We start from the raw sequence: 18518 nt of genomic DNA on the forward strand, positions 1-18518 counted from the left end.
CCGTACGACCCCCCGCGTCCCCGCTGTACGGCCCCTCGAACACGCAGGTCGTAGGACCAGCGGCCGATCCTGGTCCGGCCAAAACTCGGTGGGCGTTGTCAGTGCCGATCCGTAGGCTCCGTGCTGATGGCGACGACACCTGCAACCACCAAGGACCCCGAAAAACACGTCGACCGGTCGGCCGTACGCGCGCTGCTGCGGTTGTGGCCGTACGTCCGGCCCGTGCGGATGCGGCTGTTGACCGCCGCGTTCGTCGCGGTGCTCGCCTCGTGCGCGGGGCTGGTGATTCCGCTGGTGCTGAAGTGGATGGTGGACGGGCCGGTCGCCGACCGGGACTCCGCGGGGGTGTGGCTCGGGGCGCTGTACCTGCTGCTGCTCGGGCTCGCGGAGGCGCTGCTGTTCGGGCTGCGGCGGTGGCTGGTGGCGCGGCCGCTCGCGGCGGTCGAGGCGGGGATGCGGGCCGATCTGTACCGGCATCTCCAGCGGCTGCCGGTGGCCTTCCACGACCGGTGGGCGTCCGGGCAGCTGCTGTCCCGGGCCACGACGGACCTGATGCTGCTGCGCATGTTCCTCGCGTTTCCGCTGACGTTTCTGCTGGTCAACGGAGTGACGATCGTCATCGGTGTGGTGATCATGCTGATCCAGGACTGGTCGCTCGGGCTGGTCATCCTCGGTCCGGCGATCCCGGTGATCGTGACCTGCGTGGTCTTCGAGACGCGGTACACCAAGGTGGCGCGGCAGGCCCAGGACCAGGTCGGCGATCTGACGACGGTCGTCGAGGAGAGCGTGCTCGGCATCCGGATCATCAAGGGGTTCGGGCGGCACCGGAGTCAGGCCCGGGCGTTCCGGGAGCTGTCGCGGACCTTGCGGGGGACGGAGCTGCGCAAGGCGGGGCTGCTGGCGACGATCTGGGGCGTCATCGTGACGCTGCCGGAGGTGGCGATCGGGGTGGCCCTGGTGCTGGGGGCGGTCCAGGTGGCCGACGGGGATCTGTCGGCGGGGACACTGGTGGCCTTTCTGTCGACGGCACTCGCGCTGCGGTGGCCGGTGGAGTCCATCGGCTTCCTGCTGGCGATGAGTCAGGAGGCGGCGACGGCGACCGAGCGGTACTTCGAGGTGATGGACGAGAAGCCCGAGTCGCGGGCGACGGCCGCCGCACCGCGGGCCGAGGACAGCGGACTTCGCTTCCAGGACGTGTCGTTCCGCTACCCCGACGCCCCCGAGGACTCACCGCCCGTCCTCGACCGCATCAACCTCCACGTCCGCCCCGGTGAGTCCATGGCCCTCGTCGGTGCCACCGGGAGCGGCAAGACCACGCTCACCGCTCTCGTGCCGCGCCTGCACGAGGTGACGGCCGGGCGGATCACGCTGGACGGCGAGGACATCACCGCGATGTCCCGGGAGGAGCTGCGGTCCAAGGTGGCCGTCGCCTTCGAGGAGCCGACCCTGTTCTCCGCCGGAGTGGGGGACAACGTACTCATGGGGGCTCAAGGGGACGCGGGGCGGGACGACTTGGAGCGGGCGCTGGCCGTGGCGCAGGCCGACTTCGTGTACGCGCTGCCGCAGGGCACGGACACCCAGGTGGGCGAGCAGGGGCTCAGTCTCTCGGGCGGTCAGCGGCAGCGGCTGGCGCTGGCGAGAGCCGTGGTGGGCCGGCCCGGGTTCCTGGTGCTGGACGATCCGCTGTCCGCGCTGGACGTGCACACCGAGGCCGCCGTCGAGGCCGCGCTGCGGGACGTCCTCGCCCGGACCACGGGGCTGATCGTGGCGCACCGCCCGTCGACGGTCCTGCTCGCCGACCGCGTCGCGCTGCTCTCCGGCGGCCGGATCGCCGCCGTCGGCACGCACCAGGAACTGCTGCGCACGAACGCCGAGTACGCCCATCTGATGGCCGGGACCCCCAGCGGCACGACCGAGGAGGCAGCCCGATGACGGCTCCGGCGACCACGACCACCGCACCGGGCAAGGAGCAACCGCCCGCCGACGAGACCGCCCGCCAGGACGACGCCTTCGACCGGGACGTCCTGCCCACTCCCCCGGGCGCCACCGCCGCCCTGCTGCGCTCCCTGCTCGCCCCGATGAAGGCCCGCGTCGCCTTCACGACGCTCCTGCTGCTGCTCCAGCAGGCGGCCATGCAGGCGGGCCCGCTGCTGGTGGCGTACGCCATCGACAGCGCCGTCCCCGCGTTCCGCGACCACGACAGCGGCCCGCTGGTCGCGGTAGGCGTCGGCTATCTGCTGTGCGCGCTCGCCTCCGGCGCCCTGCAGTCGGCGTTCGTCGTCGCCGCCGCCCGCGTCAACCAGGACGTGCTGCTCGACCTGCGCGGCCGGATCTTCCGCCACGCCCAGGCGCTGAGCGTCGACTTCCACGAGCGCTACACCTCGGGCCGGCTCATCTCCCGCTCCACCACGGACGTGGAGTCCCTGCGCGAGCTGCTCGACGAGGGTCTGCAGGAGCTGGTCGGGGTCGTCCTGTCCTTCGCCTACATCTCGGCGCTGCTGCTCTGGCTCGACCTGGGGCTCGGCGCGGTGGCGGTGGTGTCCTTCGTGCCGCTGTATCTGCTCATCCGGCTCTACCGGCGGCGGGCGAAGCGGGTGTACCGGGCGCGGTCGACGGCCATCGCGGCCGTGATCGTGAAGTTCGTCGAGACGATGAACGGCATCCGGCCGGTGCGCGCCTTCCGCCGGGAGGCGGTCAACGACGCCGACTTCGGGGTGCTGAACACCCGGCACGAGCGGACCAACGGTGACGCGCTCCTGGAGATGGCCCGCTATGTGGTCGGCTCCCGGCTGGTCGCCAACACGGCGGTCGCCGTCATCGTGCTGTGGGGCGCGCACCGGGTGGCGGACGGCTCGCTGGAGCTGGGGGTGCTGGCGGCCGCGGTGCTGTATCTGCGGCGGCTGTACGACCCCATCGACCGGCTCGGGATGTTCCTGAACTCCTACCAGTCTGCGGCGGCCTCCCTGGAGAAGATCGCCGGGCTGCTCGCCCAGACCCCGTCCGTGCCCGAACCGTCAACGCCCAAGGAGCTCCCGCCGCTGGAGTCCGAACACCCAGGCCGCGAGGTCGTCTTCGACGGGGTCCGCTTCGCCTACCGCACCGGGGGCGAGGTCCTCCCCCGCTTCGACCTGACGCTCCCTGCCGGGCAGACGGTCGCGGTCGTCGGCTCGACCGGCGCGGGCAAGTCGACCCTGGCCAAGCTGCTCGCCCGCTTCTACGACCCCTCCGACGGGCGGGTCCTCCTCGACGGCGTCGATCTGCGCGACCTCGCCGTGCCCGAGCTGCGGCGCGGGGTGGTCATGGTGACGCAGGAGGCGTTCCTGTTCTCCGGCACGGTCGCCGAGAACATCGCGATCGGACGCCCCGACGCCACCCGTGAGGAGATCGAGGAGGCCGCGAAGGCGATCGGTGCGCACGACTTCGTCACCGCGCTGCCCGACGGCTACGACACGGACGTCCGCAAGCGGGGCGGGCGTATCTCCGCCGGACAGCGCCAACTCGTCGCCTTCGCCCGGGCGTTGCTCGCCGACCCGGCGGTGCTGATCCTCGACGAGGCGACCAGCTCGCTCGACGTACCGGGCGAGCGGGCGGTGCAGCGCGCGATGGCGACGGTGCTGAAGGGGCGTACGGCCGTGGTCATCGCGCACCGGCTGTCGACCGTGGAGATCGCGGACCGGGTGCTGGTCATGGAGCACGGGCGGATCGTCGAGGACGGCGGTCCGGACGAACTCGTCGCGGGCACGGGCCGGTTCGCGGATCTGCACCGGGCGTGGCGGGACAGCCTGGCGTGACCGATCAGGGAGACACCAGCCAGGGAGACACCAGCACATGATCGACGCGTACGAGGATCCCGGCACGCCCGACTCCCGCGGCGGCGGCCGGTATCTGTGGTGGCTGGTGAGGTGCCAGCCGGGCCGGGCCGCCGCCGGGGCGCTGCTGGGCAGTACCTGGATGGTGCTGCTGGCGGCGACGCCGTACCTGATGGCCCGGGCGATCGACGAAGGCCTGGAGCCGGGCGACATGGGCGCGCTGGTCGGCTGGAGTGTCGCGCTGTTCGCGGTGGGGGCGTTCAACGCCTGGCTGAGCATCATGCGGCACCGCACGATGACCCGGGTGCGGATGGACGCCAACTTCCGCACGGTCAAGGTCGTCGTCGGGCAGGCGGTGCGGCTGGGTGCCGCGCTGTCCCGGAGGGCGGGGGCCGGGGAGGTCGTCACGATCGGCGTGGGCGACGTGCAGACGATCAGCCAGTCCCTGACCGTCGTCGGGCCCGGGGTCGGCGCGGTCGTCGCCTACCTGGTGGTCGCCGGGCTGCTGCTGTCGGTCTCGACGCTCATCGCCGTGGTGGTGCTGCTCGGGATCCCGGTGATCGTCCTGCTGGTCGGGCCGCTGCTGACCCGCCTCCAGGGCACCGAGACGGAGTACCGGGAGCGGCAGGGCGTGCTCACCGCCCGGATCGCCGACCTCGCGGGCGGGCTGCGGGTCCTCAACGGGCTGGGCGGGAAAGGGCTGTTCGCGGACGCCTTCCACCGGGACTCGCAGCGGCTGCGGTCGCAGGGCTACCGGGTCGGTGCGGTGACCAGCTGGGTGCAGGCGCTCGGGGTGGGGCTGCCGACGCTGTTCATGGCCGTCGTGACCTGGCTGGCGGCCCGGCTCGCCGCCCAGGGGGCCATCAGCATCGGCGAGTTGGTGTCCGTGTACGGCTATGTGGCGGTCCTGGTGGGGCCGGTGGCGTTCTGGGTGGAGTGCGGCTACCAGATCAGCCGGGGTCTGGTGGCGGCCCGGCGGGTCGTACGGTTCCTGCGCCTGGAGCCGATGGAGGACGCCGGCACCCGGGACGCGCCCGCGGAGCCCTCGGTGCTGCACGACCCCGAGTCGGGTGTGCGGGTGCTGCCGGGGCGGCTGACCGCGCTGGCCTGCGCCCGCCCCGCCGACAGCGCGGCCGTGCTCGACCGACTGGGCCGGTACGTCCCCTCGGCGGCGACCTGGGGCGGGGTGCCGCTCGACGAGATCGCGCTGGCGCAGGTCAGGCGGCGGATCCTGGTCGCCGACCACGAGGCCGACCTGTTCGCCGGCACCCTGCGCGAACTGGTCGGCGGTGGGGACGACCCCGGCGACGAGGAGCGCGTCGCGCGGGCCGTGCACACGGCCGTCGCCGACGACATCGTGCAGGGTCTGCCGGACGGGCTCGACTCGGCGATCGACGCGCAGGGCCGCAACCTCTCCGGCGGCCAGCGGCAGCGCGTGCGGCTGGTGCGGGCACTGGTCGCCGACCCCGAGGTGCTGCTCGCCGTCGAGCCGACCTCGGCGCTGGACGCCCACACCGAGGCGCGGGTGGCCGAGCGGCTGGGGGCCGCGCGAAGGGGCCGTACGACGGTCGTCACCACCACCTCCCCGCTGGTGCTGGACCGCGCGGACACCGTGCTCCACCTGGTCGAGGGCAAGGTCTCGGCCACCGGCAGCCACCGCGATCTGTTGGAGCGGGAGCCGGGATACCGGGCGCTGGTGGCACGAGACACCGAGCTCGCAGAGATGCCGGACACCGAGATCACAGACACCGCAGATGCCGAGGAGGCCGTACGGTGACCGGCTCGACGACCTCTTCCGGGCAGCTGCCCGTCGCCGAACCCGCCGACGTGCGGCGGGCCTCCGTGCGGCTGGTGAAGGCCGACCGGCGGGCCTTCGCGGCCGCGCTCGCGCTGAACGCGCTGGCCGCCGTCGCCGGGCTGGCCGGACCGTGGCTGCTGGGGCGGATCATCGACGAGGTGCGGGGCGGGGACGGGGTCTCGGCCGTGGACCGGCTGGCGCTGGCCCTGCTGGTGTGCGCGGTGGCGGAGTTGCTGCTGGCCCGGTGGGCGCGGTACGTCGGGCACCGGTTCGGGGAGCGGACGCTGGCGCGGGTGCGCGAGGAGTTCGTGGACCGGACGCTGGCGCTGCCCGCGTCGGTGGTGGAGCGGGCCGGCACCGGCGACCTGACCGCGCGCGGCACGGCCGACGTGGCCACCGTCGGCACGACACTGCGCGACGCCGGCCCCGAACTGCTCATCAACGGCGTGCAGTTCCTGTTCGCGCTGGTCGCGGTGTTCGTGATCGACCCGCTGCTCGGTGCGTTCGGCGTGCTGGGCCTGACACCGATCTGGTTCGCCCTGCGCTGGTATCTGCGCCGGGCGCGGGACGGCTATCTGGCGGAGGGGGCGGCCAACTCCGAGGTCGCCGAGGTGGTCGCGGCGACCGCGTCGGGCGCGCGCACGGTCGAGGCGCTCCGCCTGGAGGAGCGGCGGATCAGGGCGAGCCGGGAGGCTCTGGAGACGTCCCGGCGCACCCGCCTGCACACCCTGTACCTGCGCACGGTGTTCTTCCCGGCGGTGGAGGTGTCGTACCTGATCCCGGTGGCCGGGGTGCTGGTGATCGGCGGGATGCTGCACGCGGACGGCGTGATGAGTCTGGGTGCGGTGGTGGCGGCGGCGCTGTATCTGCGGCAGATGAGCGAGCCCCTCGACCAGATCCTGGTCCGGGTGGAGCAACTGCAGAGCAGCGGCGCCTCGTTCGCCCGCGTGGAGGGGCTGGCCCGGGCCCCGCGGGCCGACGCGGCCGACGCCCCCGTCCCGGCGGACGACCTGATCGAGGTGACCGGCGTGCGTTACGCCTACGACCGGGGCGGCGAGGTCCTGCGGGGCGTCGACCTGACCGTGCGCCCCGGGGAACGGCTCGCGGTCGTCGGGCCCTCCGGCGCCGGCAAGACCACCCTGAGCCGGCTGCTGGCGGGCGTGGACGCGCCCAGCACCGGCACGGTGACGGTCGGCGGGGTGCCCGTCGTCGGCCTCGGCCCCGAACAGCTGCGCCGCCAGGTCGTCCTGGTCACCCAGGAGCACCACGTCTTCCTCGGCACGGTCCGCGACAACCTCCTGATCGCCGAACCCACCGCGACGGACGAGGACCTGTGGGCCGCGCTGGAGGCGGTCGGCGCGGACACCTGGGTACGGGAGCTGCCGGACGGCCTCACCACGACGCTCGGCGAGGGCGGTTGCCGTACGGACGGCTCCCAGGCCCAGCAACTCGCCCTCGCCCGGGTCGTCCTGGCCGACCCGCACACCCTGATCCTCGACGAGGCCACGGCCCTGCTCGACCCGACCACCGCCCGCCACACCGAGCGGGCCCTGGCCGCCGTGCTGGAAGGCCGTACGGTCATCGCCATCGCCCACCGGCTGCACACCGCCCACGACGCGGACCGGGTGGCGGTGATGGAGGACGGCCTGCTGACCGAACTCGGCACGCACGACGAACTGGTGGCGGCGGACGGGGCGTACGCGGCGCTGTGGGGGTCGTGGCACGGGGACGCCCGCTAGTCCGTACGGGGACGAATACTCCGCATACCGAACATGAATACCCGGGCAACGAACGATTTCCGGCCAACTTTCTGACGCGCTCCTGACAGAAACCGCCGTCTCCTGCGACTCTTCCCACGGCCGCTTCGCAGCAACCCCACAGCACATCCGTGTGACGCGGCCGCACCTGGTTCCACGCACCGCCCTGTTCTGCCCGGACGGCCCACCCGCCGACCGGTCTCCCCTGGCCGTGCGACCCGCGGCCACGCAGAAGGAGTCAGTGTTGAGAGACAGTTCCTCCCACAGACGCACCTCCCACACCAGCACCTCCCCCACCCGCACCACCCCCCGTCGCAGGGTCGCCGCCGTGGCCCTGGTCGGCGTGTCCGCCCTGATCGCCGCGGCCGTCCAGTCGGGCGCCGCCACCGCAGCCCCGGAGAAGGCACCGTCGGCCGCGGGAAAGGTCATACCGGGCGCCGAGTCGGTCAAGCTCACCCCCGCCCAGCGCGCCGCGCTGCTCCGCACGGCCGAGTCCGCCAAGGCGGAGACCGCCGAGGAACTGGGCCTCGGCAGCAAGGAGAAGCTGGTCGTCCGTGACGTCCTCAAGGACGGCAACGGCACGGTCCACACCCGCTACGAGCGCACCTACGACGGCCTGCCCGTCCTGGGCGGCGACCTGGTCGTGGAGAGCACCAAGGCCGACGCGACCGACGCCGTCGTCAAGGCCACCCGGGCCGCCATCAAACCGGCGACCACGACGGCCAAGCAGTCCGCCGCCAAGGCCAGGACCCAGGCCCTCGCCGCGGCGAAGGCCGAGGACGCCAAGAGCCCCGAGGTCAACCGCGCCCCGCGCAAGGTGATCTGGGCGGCCGACGGCAAGCCGACCCTCGCCTACGAGACGGTCGTGGGCGGCTTCCAGCACGACGGCACCCCGCAGGAGCTGCACGTCGTCACGGACGCGACGACCGGCGCGAAGCTGTACGAGTGGGAGGCCATCGAGACCGGCACCGGCAACACGGTGTACAGCGGCCAGGTCACCCTCGGCACCACGCAGTCCGGGACGACGTTCAACCTCACCGACGGCGCCCGCGGCGGCCACAAGACGTACAACCTCAACCGCGGCACCTCGGGCACCGGCACCCTGTTCTCCGGCCCGGACGACATCTGGGGCAACGGCACCCCGTCGAACCTGGAGTCGGCGGCCGCGGACGCGCACTACGGGGCCGCGCTGACCTGGGACTACTACAAGAACGTGCACGGCCGCAGCGGCATCCGCGGTGACGGCGTCGGCGCCTACTCCCGGGTCCACTACGGCAACAACTACGTCAACGCCTTCTGGTCCGACAGCTGCTTCTGCATGACGTACGGCGACGGCTCGGGCAACGCCAACCCGCTGACCTCGATCGACGTGGCCGCGCACGAGATGACCCACGGGCTCACCTCCAACACGGCGGGGCTCAACTACAGCGGCGAGTCCGGCGGTCTCAACGAGGCGACCTCCGACATCTTCGGCTCGACCGTCGAGTTCTACGCCAACAACGCCTCCGACGTCGGTGACTACCTCATCGGCGAGGAGATCAACATCAACGGCGACGGCACGCCGCTGCGCTACATGGACAAGCCGAGCCAGGACGGTTCGTCGTACGACAACTGGTACTCCGGGATCGGGTCGGTCGACGTCCACTACTCCTCGGGCCCCGCGAACCACTTCTTCTACCTGCTGAGCGAGGGCAGCGGCACCAAGACCATCAACGGGGTCAGCTACAACTCGCCCACCGCGGACGGCCTTGCGGTCACCGGCATCGGCCGGGACAAGGCCGAGAAGATCTGGTTCCGCGCACTGACCACGAAGTTCACCTCGACCACCAACTACGCGGCGGCCCGCACCGGCACCCTCGCGGCGACCGGTGAGCTGTACGGCACGACGAGCGCCGAGTACAAGGCGGTGCAGGACGCCTGGGCGGGCGTCGCGGTCGGTGCCCGCTCCGACGGTGGCGGCGGGGGCGGTGGCGGCACCGCCTTCGAGAACGCCACCGACGTATCGATTCCGGACAACGGAGCGGCGGTCACCTCGTCGCTCACCGTGTCCGGACGGACGGGCAACGCGCCGTCGAACCTGGCGGTGGCGGTCGACATCGTCCACACCTACGTCGGTGACCTCCAGGTGCAGCTGGTCGCGCCCGACGGCACGGCGTACACGCTGAAGGCGTACGGCGCCGGGGGCAGCGCGGACAACCTCAACACCACGTACACCGTGAACGCCTCCTCCGAGGTCGCCAACGGGGTCTGGCAGCTGAGGGTCCAGGACAACGCAGCCGTGGACACCGGCTACATCAACAGCTGGAAGCTCACGTTCCCGTAGGCCTCACTGCGGAGTGAGACGCGCGGCCCCCGGGACGAAGCCATTCCCGGGGGCCGCCCTACTCTTGGTACTCATGTCCTTCACGTACGACGACGTCGGCGCCACCCGGCGGGACGGCTTCTGCCCGCCCGGCTTCCACCCCCTGCATGTACGCGCGCGTATCGGTGAGGGCGAAGAGGTCTTCCGCAGAGCCTCCGAGGCGGTCCTGACCTGGGAGATGCACCGCGAGCTGGGCGTCGGCATCGACGCCGACGCGGACCGCGCCGCCCCCGAGGTCGACGTCACCGTCACCCTCGCCGGACTGATCAAGGCCCCGTGCCGCGTGGTCTGGACGGTCGAGGAACCCCGCCGCGCCGGCTGGGCGTACGGCACGCTGACCGGTCACCCGGAGTGCGGCGAGGAGTCCTTCGTCGTGGACCGCACCGGCGACGGCACGGTCTGGCTGACGATCTCCGCGTTCAGCAAGGGCGCCAAGTGGTACGCCCGAGCGGGCGGCCCGGCGACCCGGGGGTTGCAGCACGCGTACGCCCGGCGGTGCGGGGCGGTGCTGCGGCGGCTGTGCGCGCCGCTGGAGAAGATCTGAGCCGAGCCACGCACAGCCACCCCAACACCACACCCGCCGCCTCACCTCATCAGCACGCCCGCCTCCTCCACCACGTCCTCCGCCGGCAGCGCCACCAGCCCCAGCTCCGCCCCGGAAGCCAGCAGCCGGTGCGCGGGAAGGACGCGGACCGTGTAGCCGTACGGCCCGGTCCGGTCCAGGGACAGCGGGCCCTCGTACACCCACCGTCCCTCCGGATCCGGGCCGCCCGCCGCCTTCAGCGGGACGGTCGCGGCGTCGGTGATGCGGTCCTCCCCGTCCACGCGGCCGGAGACCGCCTGCACCTCGACGTCCTCGGGGGCGAGGCCGCCGAGGCCGACGTGCACCCTCAGCCCGAGGGTGGTGCCGAGTTCGGCGGTGGCGGTGGCGGCGGTGGTCTCGACATGGTCGACGGTCACGCCGTGCCAGGCCGAGCGCAGCCGGGACTTCCACTCCGCCAGTTCACGGGCGGCCTCGGGGGCCATCGTGCGGTGGGCGTGGGCGGCCGGGGCGTAGAGCCGCTCCACGTACTCGCGGACCATACGGCCGGCCAGCACCTTCGGGCCGAGCAGGGTGAGGGTCTGGCGGACCATCTCGATCCAGCGGTCGGGCAGTCCGCCCTGCCCACGCTCGTAGAAGCGCGGGGTGACCCGCTGTTCCAGCAGGTCGTAGAGCGCGTCGGCCTCTATGTCGTCACGGCGGTCGGGATCGGTGCCGATGCCGTCGGCGGTGGGGATCGACCAGCCGAAGTCGGGCTGGAACCACTCGTCCCACCAGCCGTCCAGCACGGAGAGGTTGAGGCAGCCGTTGAGCGCGGCCTTCATCCCGCTGGTCCCGCACGCCTCCAGCGGCCGGAGCGGGTTGTTCAGCCAGATGTCGCAGCCGGGGTAGAGCTTCTGCGCCATCCCCATGCCGTAGTCCGGCAGGAACACGATCCGGTGCCGCACCCTTGGGTCGTCCGCGAACCGCACCAGCTCCTGCACCAGCCGCTTCCCGCCGTCGTCGGCCGGGTGCGCCTTGCCCGCGACGACGATCTGGATCGGCCGCTCCGGGTGCAGCAGCAGATCCATCAGCCGGTCCCGGTCGCGCAGCATCAGCGTCAGCCGCTTGTACGAGGGGACGCGCCGCGCGAACCCGATGGTGAGGACGTCCGGGTCGAGCACGCCGTCGATCCAGCCCAGCTCGGCGGTACCGGCCCCGCGTTGCCGCCAGGAGGCGCGCAGCCGCTCCCGCACCTCGGTCACCAGCTGCTCGCGCAGGTTCCGCCGCAGCTCCCAGATGTCCTGGTCGGCGATGTCCGCGACCGCGTCCCAGCGCTCGGAGCCGCCGACGGTCATGGCGTCCTCGGTGCGCTGCGCGCCGATCTGCCGGGCGCCCAGCCGGAAGACCTCCGGGGCCACCCAGGTCGGGGCGTGCACCCCGTTGGTGACGGAGGTGATCGGCACCTCCTCGGCGTCGAATCCCGGCCACAGTCCCGAGAACATCTCCCGGCTGACCCTGCCGTGCAGCAGGGAGACGCCGTTGGCGCGCTGGGCGAGGCGCAGGCCCATCACGGCCATGTTGAAGAGGTTGGGTTCGCCTCCCGGGTAGGTCTCCATGCCCAGTTGCAGGACGCGTCCGACGTCGATGCCGGGGAGTTCGGCGTCGGGGCCGAAGTGGTGGGCGACCAGCTCGCGGTCGAAGCGGTCGATGCCGGCCGGGACGGGGGTGTGCGTGGTGAAGACGGTCCCGGCCCGGACCGCTTCGAGAGCGGAGTCGAAGTCCATTCCCTGCGCGCACAGTTCGGCGATCCGCTCCAGGCCGAGGAACCCGGCGTGCCCCTCGTTGGTGTGGAACACCTCGGGCTCGGGGTGCCCGGTGAGCCGGCAGTACGTCCGCACGGCCCGGACACCCCCTATGCCGAGGAGCATCTCCTGGAGCAGCCGGTGCTCGCTGCCGCCGCCGTACAACCGGTCGGTCACCCCGCGTTCGCCGAGGGCGTTCTCCTCGACGTCCGAGTCCAGCATCAGCAGCGGGACCCGGCCGACCTGGGCCAGCCAGATCCGGGCGTGCAGCTGCTTGCCGCCGGGCAGGGCGAGGGAGACCTGGGCGGGGGTGCCGTCGGGCTCCTTGAGCAGGGCGACGGGCAGCTCGTTCGGGTCGAGCACCGGATAGTGCTCCTGCTGCCAGCCGTCCCGGGACAGGGACTGACGGAAGTAGCCGTGCCGGTAGAGCAGCCCGACGCCGACCAGCGGTACGCCGAGGTCGCTGGCCGCCTTCAGATGGTCGCCGGCGAGGATGCCGAGGCCGCCGGAGTACTGGGGCAGGGCGGCCGTGACACCGAACTCGGGCGAGAAGTAGGCGACGGCGGCGGGCAGTTCGGCCGTCTGGGTCTGGTACCAGCGGGCGCCGGTCACATAGTCGTTCAGATCGTCGGCGGCCGCGGCGAGCCGGCGCAGGAAGCGGCGGTCCTCGGCGAGCTCGGCAAGCCGCTCGGGGCGCAGACCGCCGAGCAGCCGGACGGGGTCACCGCCCGAGGCGGCCCAGCGCTCGGGATCGACGGACTGGAAGAGATCGCGGGTCTCCGCATGCCAGGACCAGCGCAGATTGCGCGCGAGGTCGCTCAACGGCCGGAGGGGTTCGGGGAGCACGGGTCGGACGGTGAATCGACGGATCGCCTTCACATTCCACCTCAAGCGGGCGTGAGGAAGAGGACGCACGGCGGTGTGCGTCCGTCGGCAGCTTCGAAGGTATCGGGCACGGGGCCTCCGGAACCACGGCGCCTGCCGGCGGGCACGGTTCTGGCCGCACTCTATGACTCCTGACCCGATTTGGCCGATTCCGCCCCCGTAGGCGCCCTTGTCGTACTTCACACCGCGCGACAGGCTGCCAAGTGGCGTACCGGCCCGAGGAGCCGCGCACGCGGTGACCCCGGCTGTCGTACGCCGAGTTGAGGAGGGGGTACAGAGCCATGGCACGGACGCGAACACGGCGTCTGCGCGTGGCGGGGGGCCTGACCGCGGTGACCTGTGCCGCGGCGCTTTCGGCCATCACCCTGCCCGCGCACGCCGTACCGGAGGGGCGGATACTCGGCGCCGGACAACCCGGTTCCGTCGTCGGAAGTTACCTGGTGACACTCGAGGGGGGAACGAAGGCCCCGTCGGCGGCCGGAAAGGGCATAGCCGAGAAGTACGGGGCGAGAATCAGCCACACCTACGGCACGGTGATGAACGGCTACGCGATCAGGGCCGACGAGAGACAGGCCAAGCTGCTCGCGGCCGACCCGCGCGTCGCCTCGGTCGTCCAGGACACCCGGGTGACCCTGGACCACGTCCAGAAGAACCCGCCGTCCTGGGGCCTGGACCGCATCGACCAGCCGAACCTGCCGCTGGACAAGAGCTACACCTGGCCGGACTCCGCGGGGGCGGGCGTCACGGTCTACGTGATCGACACCGGCATCCGGACCGGCCACAAGGACTTCGGCGGCCGGGCAAGTCATGGCTGGGACTTCGTCGGCGGCGACAAGAGCGCGGGCGACGGCAACGGCCACGGCACCCATGTCGCCGGCACGGTCGCCGGCACCAAGTACGGCGTGGCCAAGAAGGCCAAGGTGGTCGCCGTACGCGTCCTCGACAACGCGGGCGCGGGCACCACCGCCCGGGTCATCGCCGGCATCGACTGGGTGACCAGGAACGCGAAGAAACCCGCGGTCGCCAACCTCAGCCTGGGCGGCTACCGCAACGCCCAGCTGGACGCCGCCGTACGCACCTCCATCGCGTCCGGCGTGACGTACACGATCGCCGCCGGCAACGACGGCCGGCCCGCCTCCCTGTACTCCCCGGCGGGCGTACGGCAGGCGATCACGGTCGGCGCGAGTGACAGGAAGGACGTCAGGGCGGGCTTCTCCAACTACGGCTCGGCCCTCGACCTGTTCGCGCCAGGTGTGTCGGTCATGTCGACGGCCATCGCGAGCAACACCGCCACCGCCACCTCGTCCGGTACGTCGATGGCGTCGCCGCACGCGGCGGGCGCGGCCGCGCTCTATCTCGCGGAGCATCGAAAGGCCACTCCGGCCCAGGTCGGGAAGGCACTTGTCGACATGGCGGGGTCCGGAAAAGTCTCCGGCCGGGGCCTTGGATCACCGAACAAACTGCTGCGGGTACCGCGCTGACCGGGGCTGACTCCCGCACCGGCCCCGTTCGGCCAGAACGGGGCCGGTCTTGTGTGCAGACATACGCGTGAGTAGTTAACAAAGTGCCGGATTGCCCACCCGAATAGGGTGGGAAGGCTCCTCCGGTACGCCCCTGAGAAAGACCACAGGGACACCACGCAGGACCCACCTCCCCACAGCCATCCGCCCACCCAACGTTGACGCGGACAGGAGCGGTCATGCCCGCCACGCACCACTCGTCAGCACCCCCGACACCGAGCACCGAAGCAGTACCCGTGCGCCCGGTCGACGACGGTCCGCCGGCCCCGGAGCCACCCTCCGCGGGCGACACCGCCACCGGCATCGGACGCATACCCGTCCTGGACGTCCGCCCGGTCGTCCAGCGCGGACGCAGGCCCGCCAAGGCCGTCGTGGGCGAGACCTTCGTGGTCTCGGCCACCGTCTTCCGCGAGGGGCACGACGCCGTCGCCGCCAACGTCGTCCTGACCGATCCCGAAGGCCGGCCGGGCCCCTGGACGCCGATGCGCGAACTGGCGCCCGGCACCGACCGCTGGGGCGCCACCGTCAGTGCCGACGCGCCCGGCCGCTGGACGTACACCGTTCAGGCCTGGGGCGATCCCGTCACCACCTGGCGGCGCCACGCCCAGATCAAGATCCCCGCGGGCATGGACACCGAACTCGTCCTGGAGGAGGGCGCCCGGCTGTACGAACGGGCGGCCGCCGACGTCCCCAAGAAGGGCAAACGGCAGGTCCTGCGCGCCGCCGTCGCCGCCCTGCGCGACGAGACCCGCCCGGCAGCGGCCCGGCTGGCCGCCGCGTTGACACCGGAGGTGGACGCGGTCCTGGCCCGCTATCCGCTGCGGGAGCTGGTGACGGCGTCGGAGACGCTGCCGCTGCTGGTGGAGCGGGAGCGGGCCCTGTACGGCTCCTGGTACGAGTTCTTCCCGCGCTCGGAGGGCACGCCGGAGCGGCCGCACGGCACGTTCCGCACGGCGGCCAGGAGGCTTCCGGCGATCGCCGCGATGGGCTTCGACGTGGTGTATCTGCCGCCGATCCACCCGATCGGCCACACCTTCCGCAAGGGCCGCAACAACACGCTCTCCCCCGGGCCCGAGGACGTCGGGGTGCCGTGGGCGATCGGCTCCCCCGAGGGCGGCCATGACGCGGTCCACCCCGACCTGGGGACGATCGAGGACTTCGACTGGTTCGTGCGGGAGGCCAAGGGCCTGGGCATGGAGATCGCCCTGGACTTCGCGTTGCAGTGCTCCCCCGACCATCCCTGGGTGCAGAAGCACCCGGAGTGGTTCCACCACCGCCCGGACGGCACGATCGCGTACGCGGAGAACCCGCCGAAGAAGTACCAGGACATCTACCCGATCGCCTTCGACGCCGACATGGACGGCCTGATCGCGGAGACGCTGCGGGTGCTGCGGCACTGGATGGACCACGGGGTGCGGATCTTCCGCGTGGACAACCCGCACACCAAGCCGGTGGTGTTCTGGGAGCGGGTCATCGCCGACATCAACCGCACCGACCCCGATGTGATCTTCCTGGCCGAGGCGTTCACCCGGCCGGCGATGATGCACACCCTGGCGCAGACCGGTTTCCAGCAGTCGTACACGTACTTCACCTGGCGCAACAGCAAGCAGGAGCTGACCGAGTACCTGACCGAGCTGTCCGGCGAGGCGGCCGCCTACATGCGGCCCAACTTCTTCGCCAACACCCCGGACATCCTGCACGAGTACCTCCAGCGCGGCGGCCGGCCCGCCTTCGAGGTGCGTGCGGTGCTGGCCGCCACGCTGTCGCCGGCCTGGGGCATCTACAGCGGCTACGAACTGTGCGAGAACACCCCGCTGCGCGACGGCAGCGAGGAGTACCTCGACTCGGAGAAGTACCAGATCAAACCCCGCGACTGGGAGGCGGCCGACCGCGAGGGCCGCTCCCTGACCCCCCTGATCACCCGGCTCAACACGATCCGGCGCGCGAACCCGGCCCTGCGGCAGCTGCGCGATCTCCACTTCCACCAGGCGGACCAGGAAGCGGTGATCGCGTACTCGAAGCGGAGCGGCTCGAACACGGTTCTGGTGGTCGCCAACCTCGACCCCCACCACACCCAGGAGGCCACGGTCTCGTTGGACATGCCGCAACTCGGCCTGGAATGGCACGAGTCGGTGCCGGTGCGCGACGAGCTCACCGGCGAGACCTACTACTGGGGCAGGGCCAATTATGTGCGCCTCGAACCGGGCACCCGGCCCGCGCACATCTTCTCGGTTCTGCGACCGTCCACCCCGCAGATCGGAGGGTCACCCACATAATGATCGTCAACGAGCCCGTCCAGGACACCTTCGAGGACACTCCCGCCAAGGACCGGGATCCCGAGTGGTTCAAGCGCGCCGTCTTCTACGAGGTCCTCGTCCGCTCCTTCCAGGACAGCAACGGTGACGGGGTAGGCGACCTCAAGGGACTGACCGCGAAACTGGACTACCTGCAGTGGCTGGGCGTCGACTGCCTCTGGCTGCCGCCGTTCTTCAAGTCACCCCTCCGGGACGGCGGTTACGACGTCTCGGACTACACCGCGGTCCTTCCCGAGTTCGGCGACCTCGCCGACTTCGTGGAGTTCGTCGACGCCACCCACCAGCGCGGCATGCGCGTGATCATCGACTTCGTCATGAACCACACCAGCGACCAGCACCCGTGGTTCCAGGAGTCCAGGAAGGACCCGGACGGCCCGTACGGCGACTACTACGTCTGGGCCGACGACGACAAGCAGTACCAGGACGCCCGGATCATCTTCGTCGACACCGAGGCGTCCAACTGGACCTTCGACCCGGTGCGCAAGCAGTACTACTGGCACCGCTTCTTCTCCCACCAGCCGGACCTCAACTACGAGAACCCGGCCGTCCAGGAGGAGATCATCTCCGCGCTGCGGTTCTGGCTGGACCTCGGCATCGACGGCTTCCGGCTGGACGCGGTGCCGTACCTCTACCAGCAGGAGGGCACCAACTGCGAGAACCTTCCGGCGACCCACGAGTTCCTCAAGCGGGTCCGGAAGGAGATCGACGCCTCCTACCCGGACACGGTGCTGCTCGCGGAGGCCAACCAGTGGCCCGAGGACGTCGTCGACTACTTCGGCGACTACCGGGCCGGCGGCGACGAATGCCACATGGCCTTCCATTTCCCGGTCATGCCGCGCATCTTCATGGCCGTGCGCAGGGAATCCAGGTATCCCGTCTCGGAAATCCTCGCCAAGACACCGGCCATTCCCTCGAACTGCCAGTGGGGCATCTTCCTGCGCAACCACGACGAGCTCACGCTCGAAATGGTCACCGACGAGGAACGCGACTACATGTGGGCGGAGTACGCCAAGGACCCCCGCATGCGCGCCAACATCGGCATCCGGCGGCGGCTCGCGCCGCTGCTGGACAACGACCGCAACCAGATCGAGCTGTTCACGGCCCTGCTGCTGTCCCTCCCGGGCTCGCCGATCCTCTACTACGGCGACGAGATCGGCATGGGCGACAACATCTGGCTCGGCGACCGCGACGCCGTACGGACCCCGATGCAGTGGACGCCGGACCGCAACGCGGGCTTCTCGTCGTGTGATCCCGGGCGGCTGTACCTGCCCACGATCATGGACCCGGTCCACGGCTACCAGGTGACGAACGTCGAGGCCTCGATGGCCTCCCCGTCCTCCCTGCTGCACTGGACCCGCCGCATGATCGAGATCCGCAAGCAGAACCCCGCCTTCGGCCTGGGGTCCTACACGGAACTGCCCTCCTCCAACCCGGCGGTGATCGCCTTCCTCCGGGAGTACGAGGACGACCTCGTACTCTGCGTGAACAACTTCTCGCGGTTCGCGCAGCCGACGGAGCTGGACCTCAGCGCGTTCAACGGGCGGCACCCGGTCGAGCTGTTCGGCGGGGTGCGATTCCCGGCCGTCGGTGAGCTGCCGTACCTGTTGACTCTCGGCGGGCACGGGTTCTACTGGTTCAGGCTCCGCAAGGAAGCCGCGTAGCGACCGGAAATGCCCGGCAGAACCCCGGGCGGGTCGGTTTCCACCGCCCCGCCCGGGGCACGCATCAGTAACACCCCGCCCACCCG

At 71.4% G+C, this 18518-nt stretch carries 10 protein-coding genes; 9 read left to right on the plus strand and 1 reads right to left on the minus strand.

Translation table 11 applies throughout. The features are described from left to right. The first annotated feature begins 126 nt into the window (after positions 1-126). The 6 genes from OG252_RS17275 to OG252_RS17300 all read left to right on the plus strand — a co-directional run bounded on the left by OG252_RS17275 (position 127) and on the right by OG252_RS17300 (position 10270). Positions 127-1932: an ABC transporter ATP-binding protein gene (locus OG252_RS17275; RefSeq protein WP_266433598.1), complete on the plus strand. Its 1806-nt coding sequence runs from the start codon at positions 127-129 to the stop codon at positions 1930-1932. Then, the gene (locus OG252_RS17280; protein WP_329337075.1) at positions 1929-3791 is read left to right on the plus strand and encodes an ABC transporter ATP-binding protein; all 1863 of its coding nucleotides are present in this window, start codon (positions 1929-1931) and stop codon (positions 3789-3791) included. The genes OG252_RS17275 and OG252_RS17280 overlap by 4 nt, the downstream gene beginning before the upstream one ends. Positions 3792-3828: 37 nt before the next feature. Next, a complete protein-coding gene (locus OG252_RS17285) occupies positions 3829-5586 on the plus strand; it encodes an ABC transporter ATP-binding protein (RefSeq protein WP_329337077.1) in 1758 nt (585 codons plus the stop codon). After that, entirely contained in the window at positions 5583-7346 is a 1764-nt protein-coding gene (locus OG252_RS17290; protein ID WP_266433604.1) for an ABC transporter ATP-binding protein, read from the plus strand. The genes OG252_RS17285 and OG252_RS17290 overlap by 4 nt, the downstream gene beginning before the upstream one ends. Positions 7347-7608: 262 nt before the next feature. Continuing rightward, positions 7609-9687 carry a M4 family metallopeptidase gene (locus tag OG252_RS17295; protein ID WP_411148735.1) on the plus strand — a complete coding sequence of 693 codons (2079 nt, stop codon included), beginning with the start codon at positions 7609-7611 and terminating at the stop codon, positions 9685-9687. Between the two features lie 73 nt (positions 9688-9760). Beyond that, the gene (locus tag OG252_RS17300) at positions 9761-10270 is read left to right on the plus strand and encodes a DUF1990 family protein (RefSeq protein ID WP_266433608.1); all 510 of its coding nucleotides are present in this window, start codon (positions 9761-9763) and stop codon (positions 10268-10270) included. A 41-nt stretch (positions 10271-10311) separates the two neighbouring features. Here OG252_RS17300 and OG252_RS17305 read toward each other — a convergent pair whose 3' ends face one another. Further along, positions 10312-12930 carry a glycosyltransferase family 1 protein gene (locus OG252_RS17305; RefSeq protein ID WP_329337082.1) on the minus strand — a complete coding sequence of 873 codons (2619 nt, stop codon included), beginning with the start codon at positions 12928-12930 and terminating at the stop codon, positions 10312-10314. Positions 12931-13217: 287 nt separating this feature from the next. Between OG252_RS17305 and OG252_RS17310 the strand changes: the two genes are divergently transcribed. From OG252_RS17310 to treS, 3 genes are all read left to right on the plus strand, one after another. After that, entirely contained in the window at positions 13218-14417 is a 1200-nt protein-coding gene (locus OG252_RS17310) for a S8 family peptidase (protein ID WP_329337084.1), read from the plus strand. A gap of 218 nt (positions 14418-14635) precedes the next feature. Continuing rightward, on the plus strand, positions 14636-16732 hold the full coding sequence (locus OG252_RS17315) for an alpha-1,4-glucan--maltose-1-phosphate maltosyltransferase (protein ID WP_329337086.1): 2097 nt from the start codon (positions 14636-14638) through the stop codon (positions 16730-16732). Beyond that, entirely contained in the window at positions 16732-18432 is a 1701-nt protein-coding gene (gene treS / locus OG252_RS17320; protein ID WP_266433617.1) for a maltose alpha-D-glucosyltransferase, read from the plus strand. The genes OG252_RS17315 and treS overlap by 1 nt, the downstream gene beginning before the upstream one ends. Positions 18433-18518 lie beyond the last annotated feature (86 nt).

Origin of the sequence: Streptomyces sp. NBC_01352 (assembly GCF_036237295.1) — a bacterium.
GTDB classification, from domain to species: Bacteria; Actinomycetota; Actinomycetes; order Streptomycetales; family Streptomycetaceae; genus Streptomyces; species Streptomyces plumbiresistens.

Excerpts from the sequence above, each read along its gene's own strand:
- OG252_RS17275 (WP_266433598.1), top strand. The coding sequence starts at position 127 with ATGGCGACGACACCTGCAACCACCAAGGACCCCGAAAAACACGTCGAC.
- OG252_RS17280 (WP_329337075.1), top strand. The coding sequence starts at position 1,929 with ATGACGGCTCCGGCGACCACGACCACCGCACCGGGCAAGGAGCAACCG.
- OG252_RS17285 (WP_329337077.1), top strand. The coding sequence starts at position 3,829 with ATGATCGACGCGTACGAGGATCCCGGCACGCCCGACTCCCGCGGCGGC.
- OG252_RS17300 (WP_266433608.1), top strand. The coding sequence starts at position 9,761 with ATGTCCTTCACGTACGACGACGTCGGCGCCACCCGGCGGGACGGCTTC.
- OG252_RS17310 (WP_329337084.1), top strand. The coding sequence starts at position 13,218 with ATGGCACGGACGCGAACACGGCGTCTGCGCGTGGCGGGGGGCCTGACC.
- OG252_RS17315 (WP_329337086.1), top strand. The coding sequence starts at position 14,636 with ATGCCCGCCACGCACCACTCGTCAGCACCCCCGACACCGAGCACCGAA.
- treS (WP_266433617.1), top strand. The coding sequence starts at position 16,732 with ATGATCGTCAACGAGCCCGTCCAGGACACCTTCGAGGACACTCCCGCC.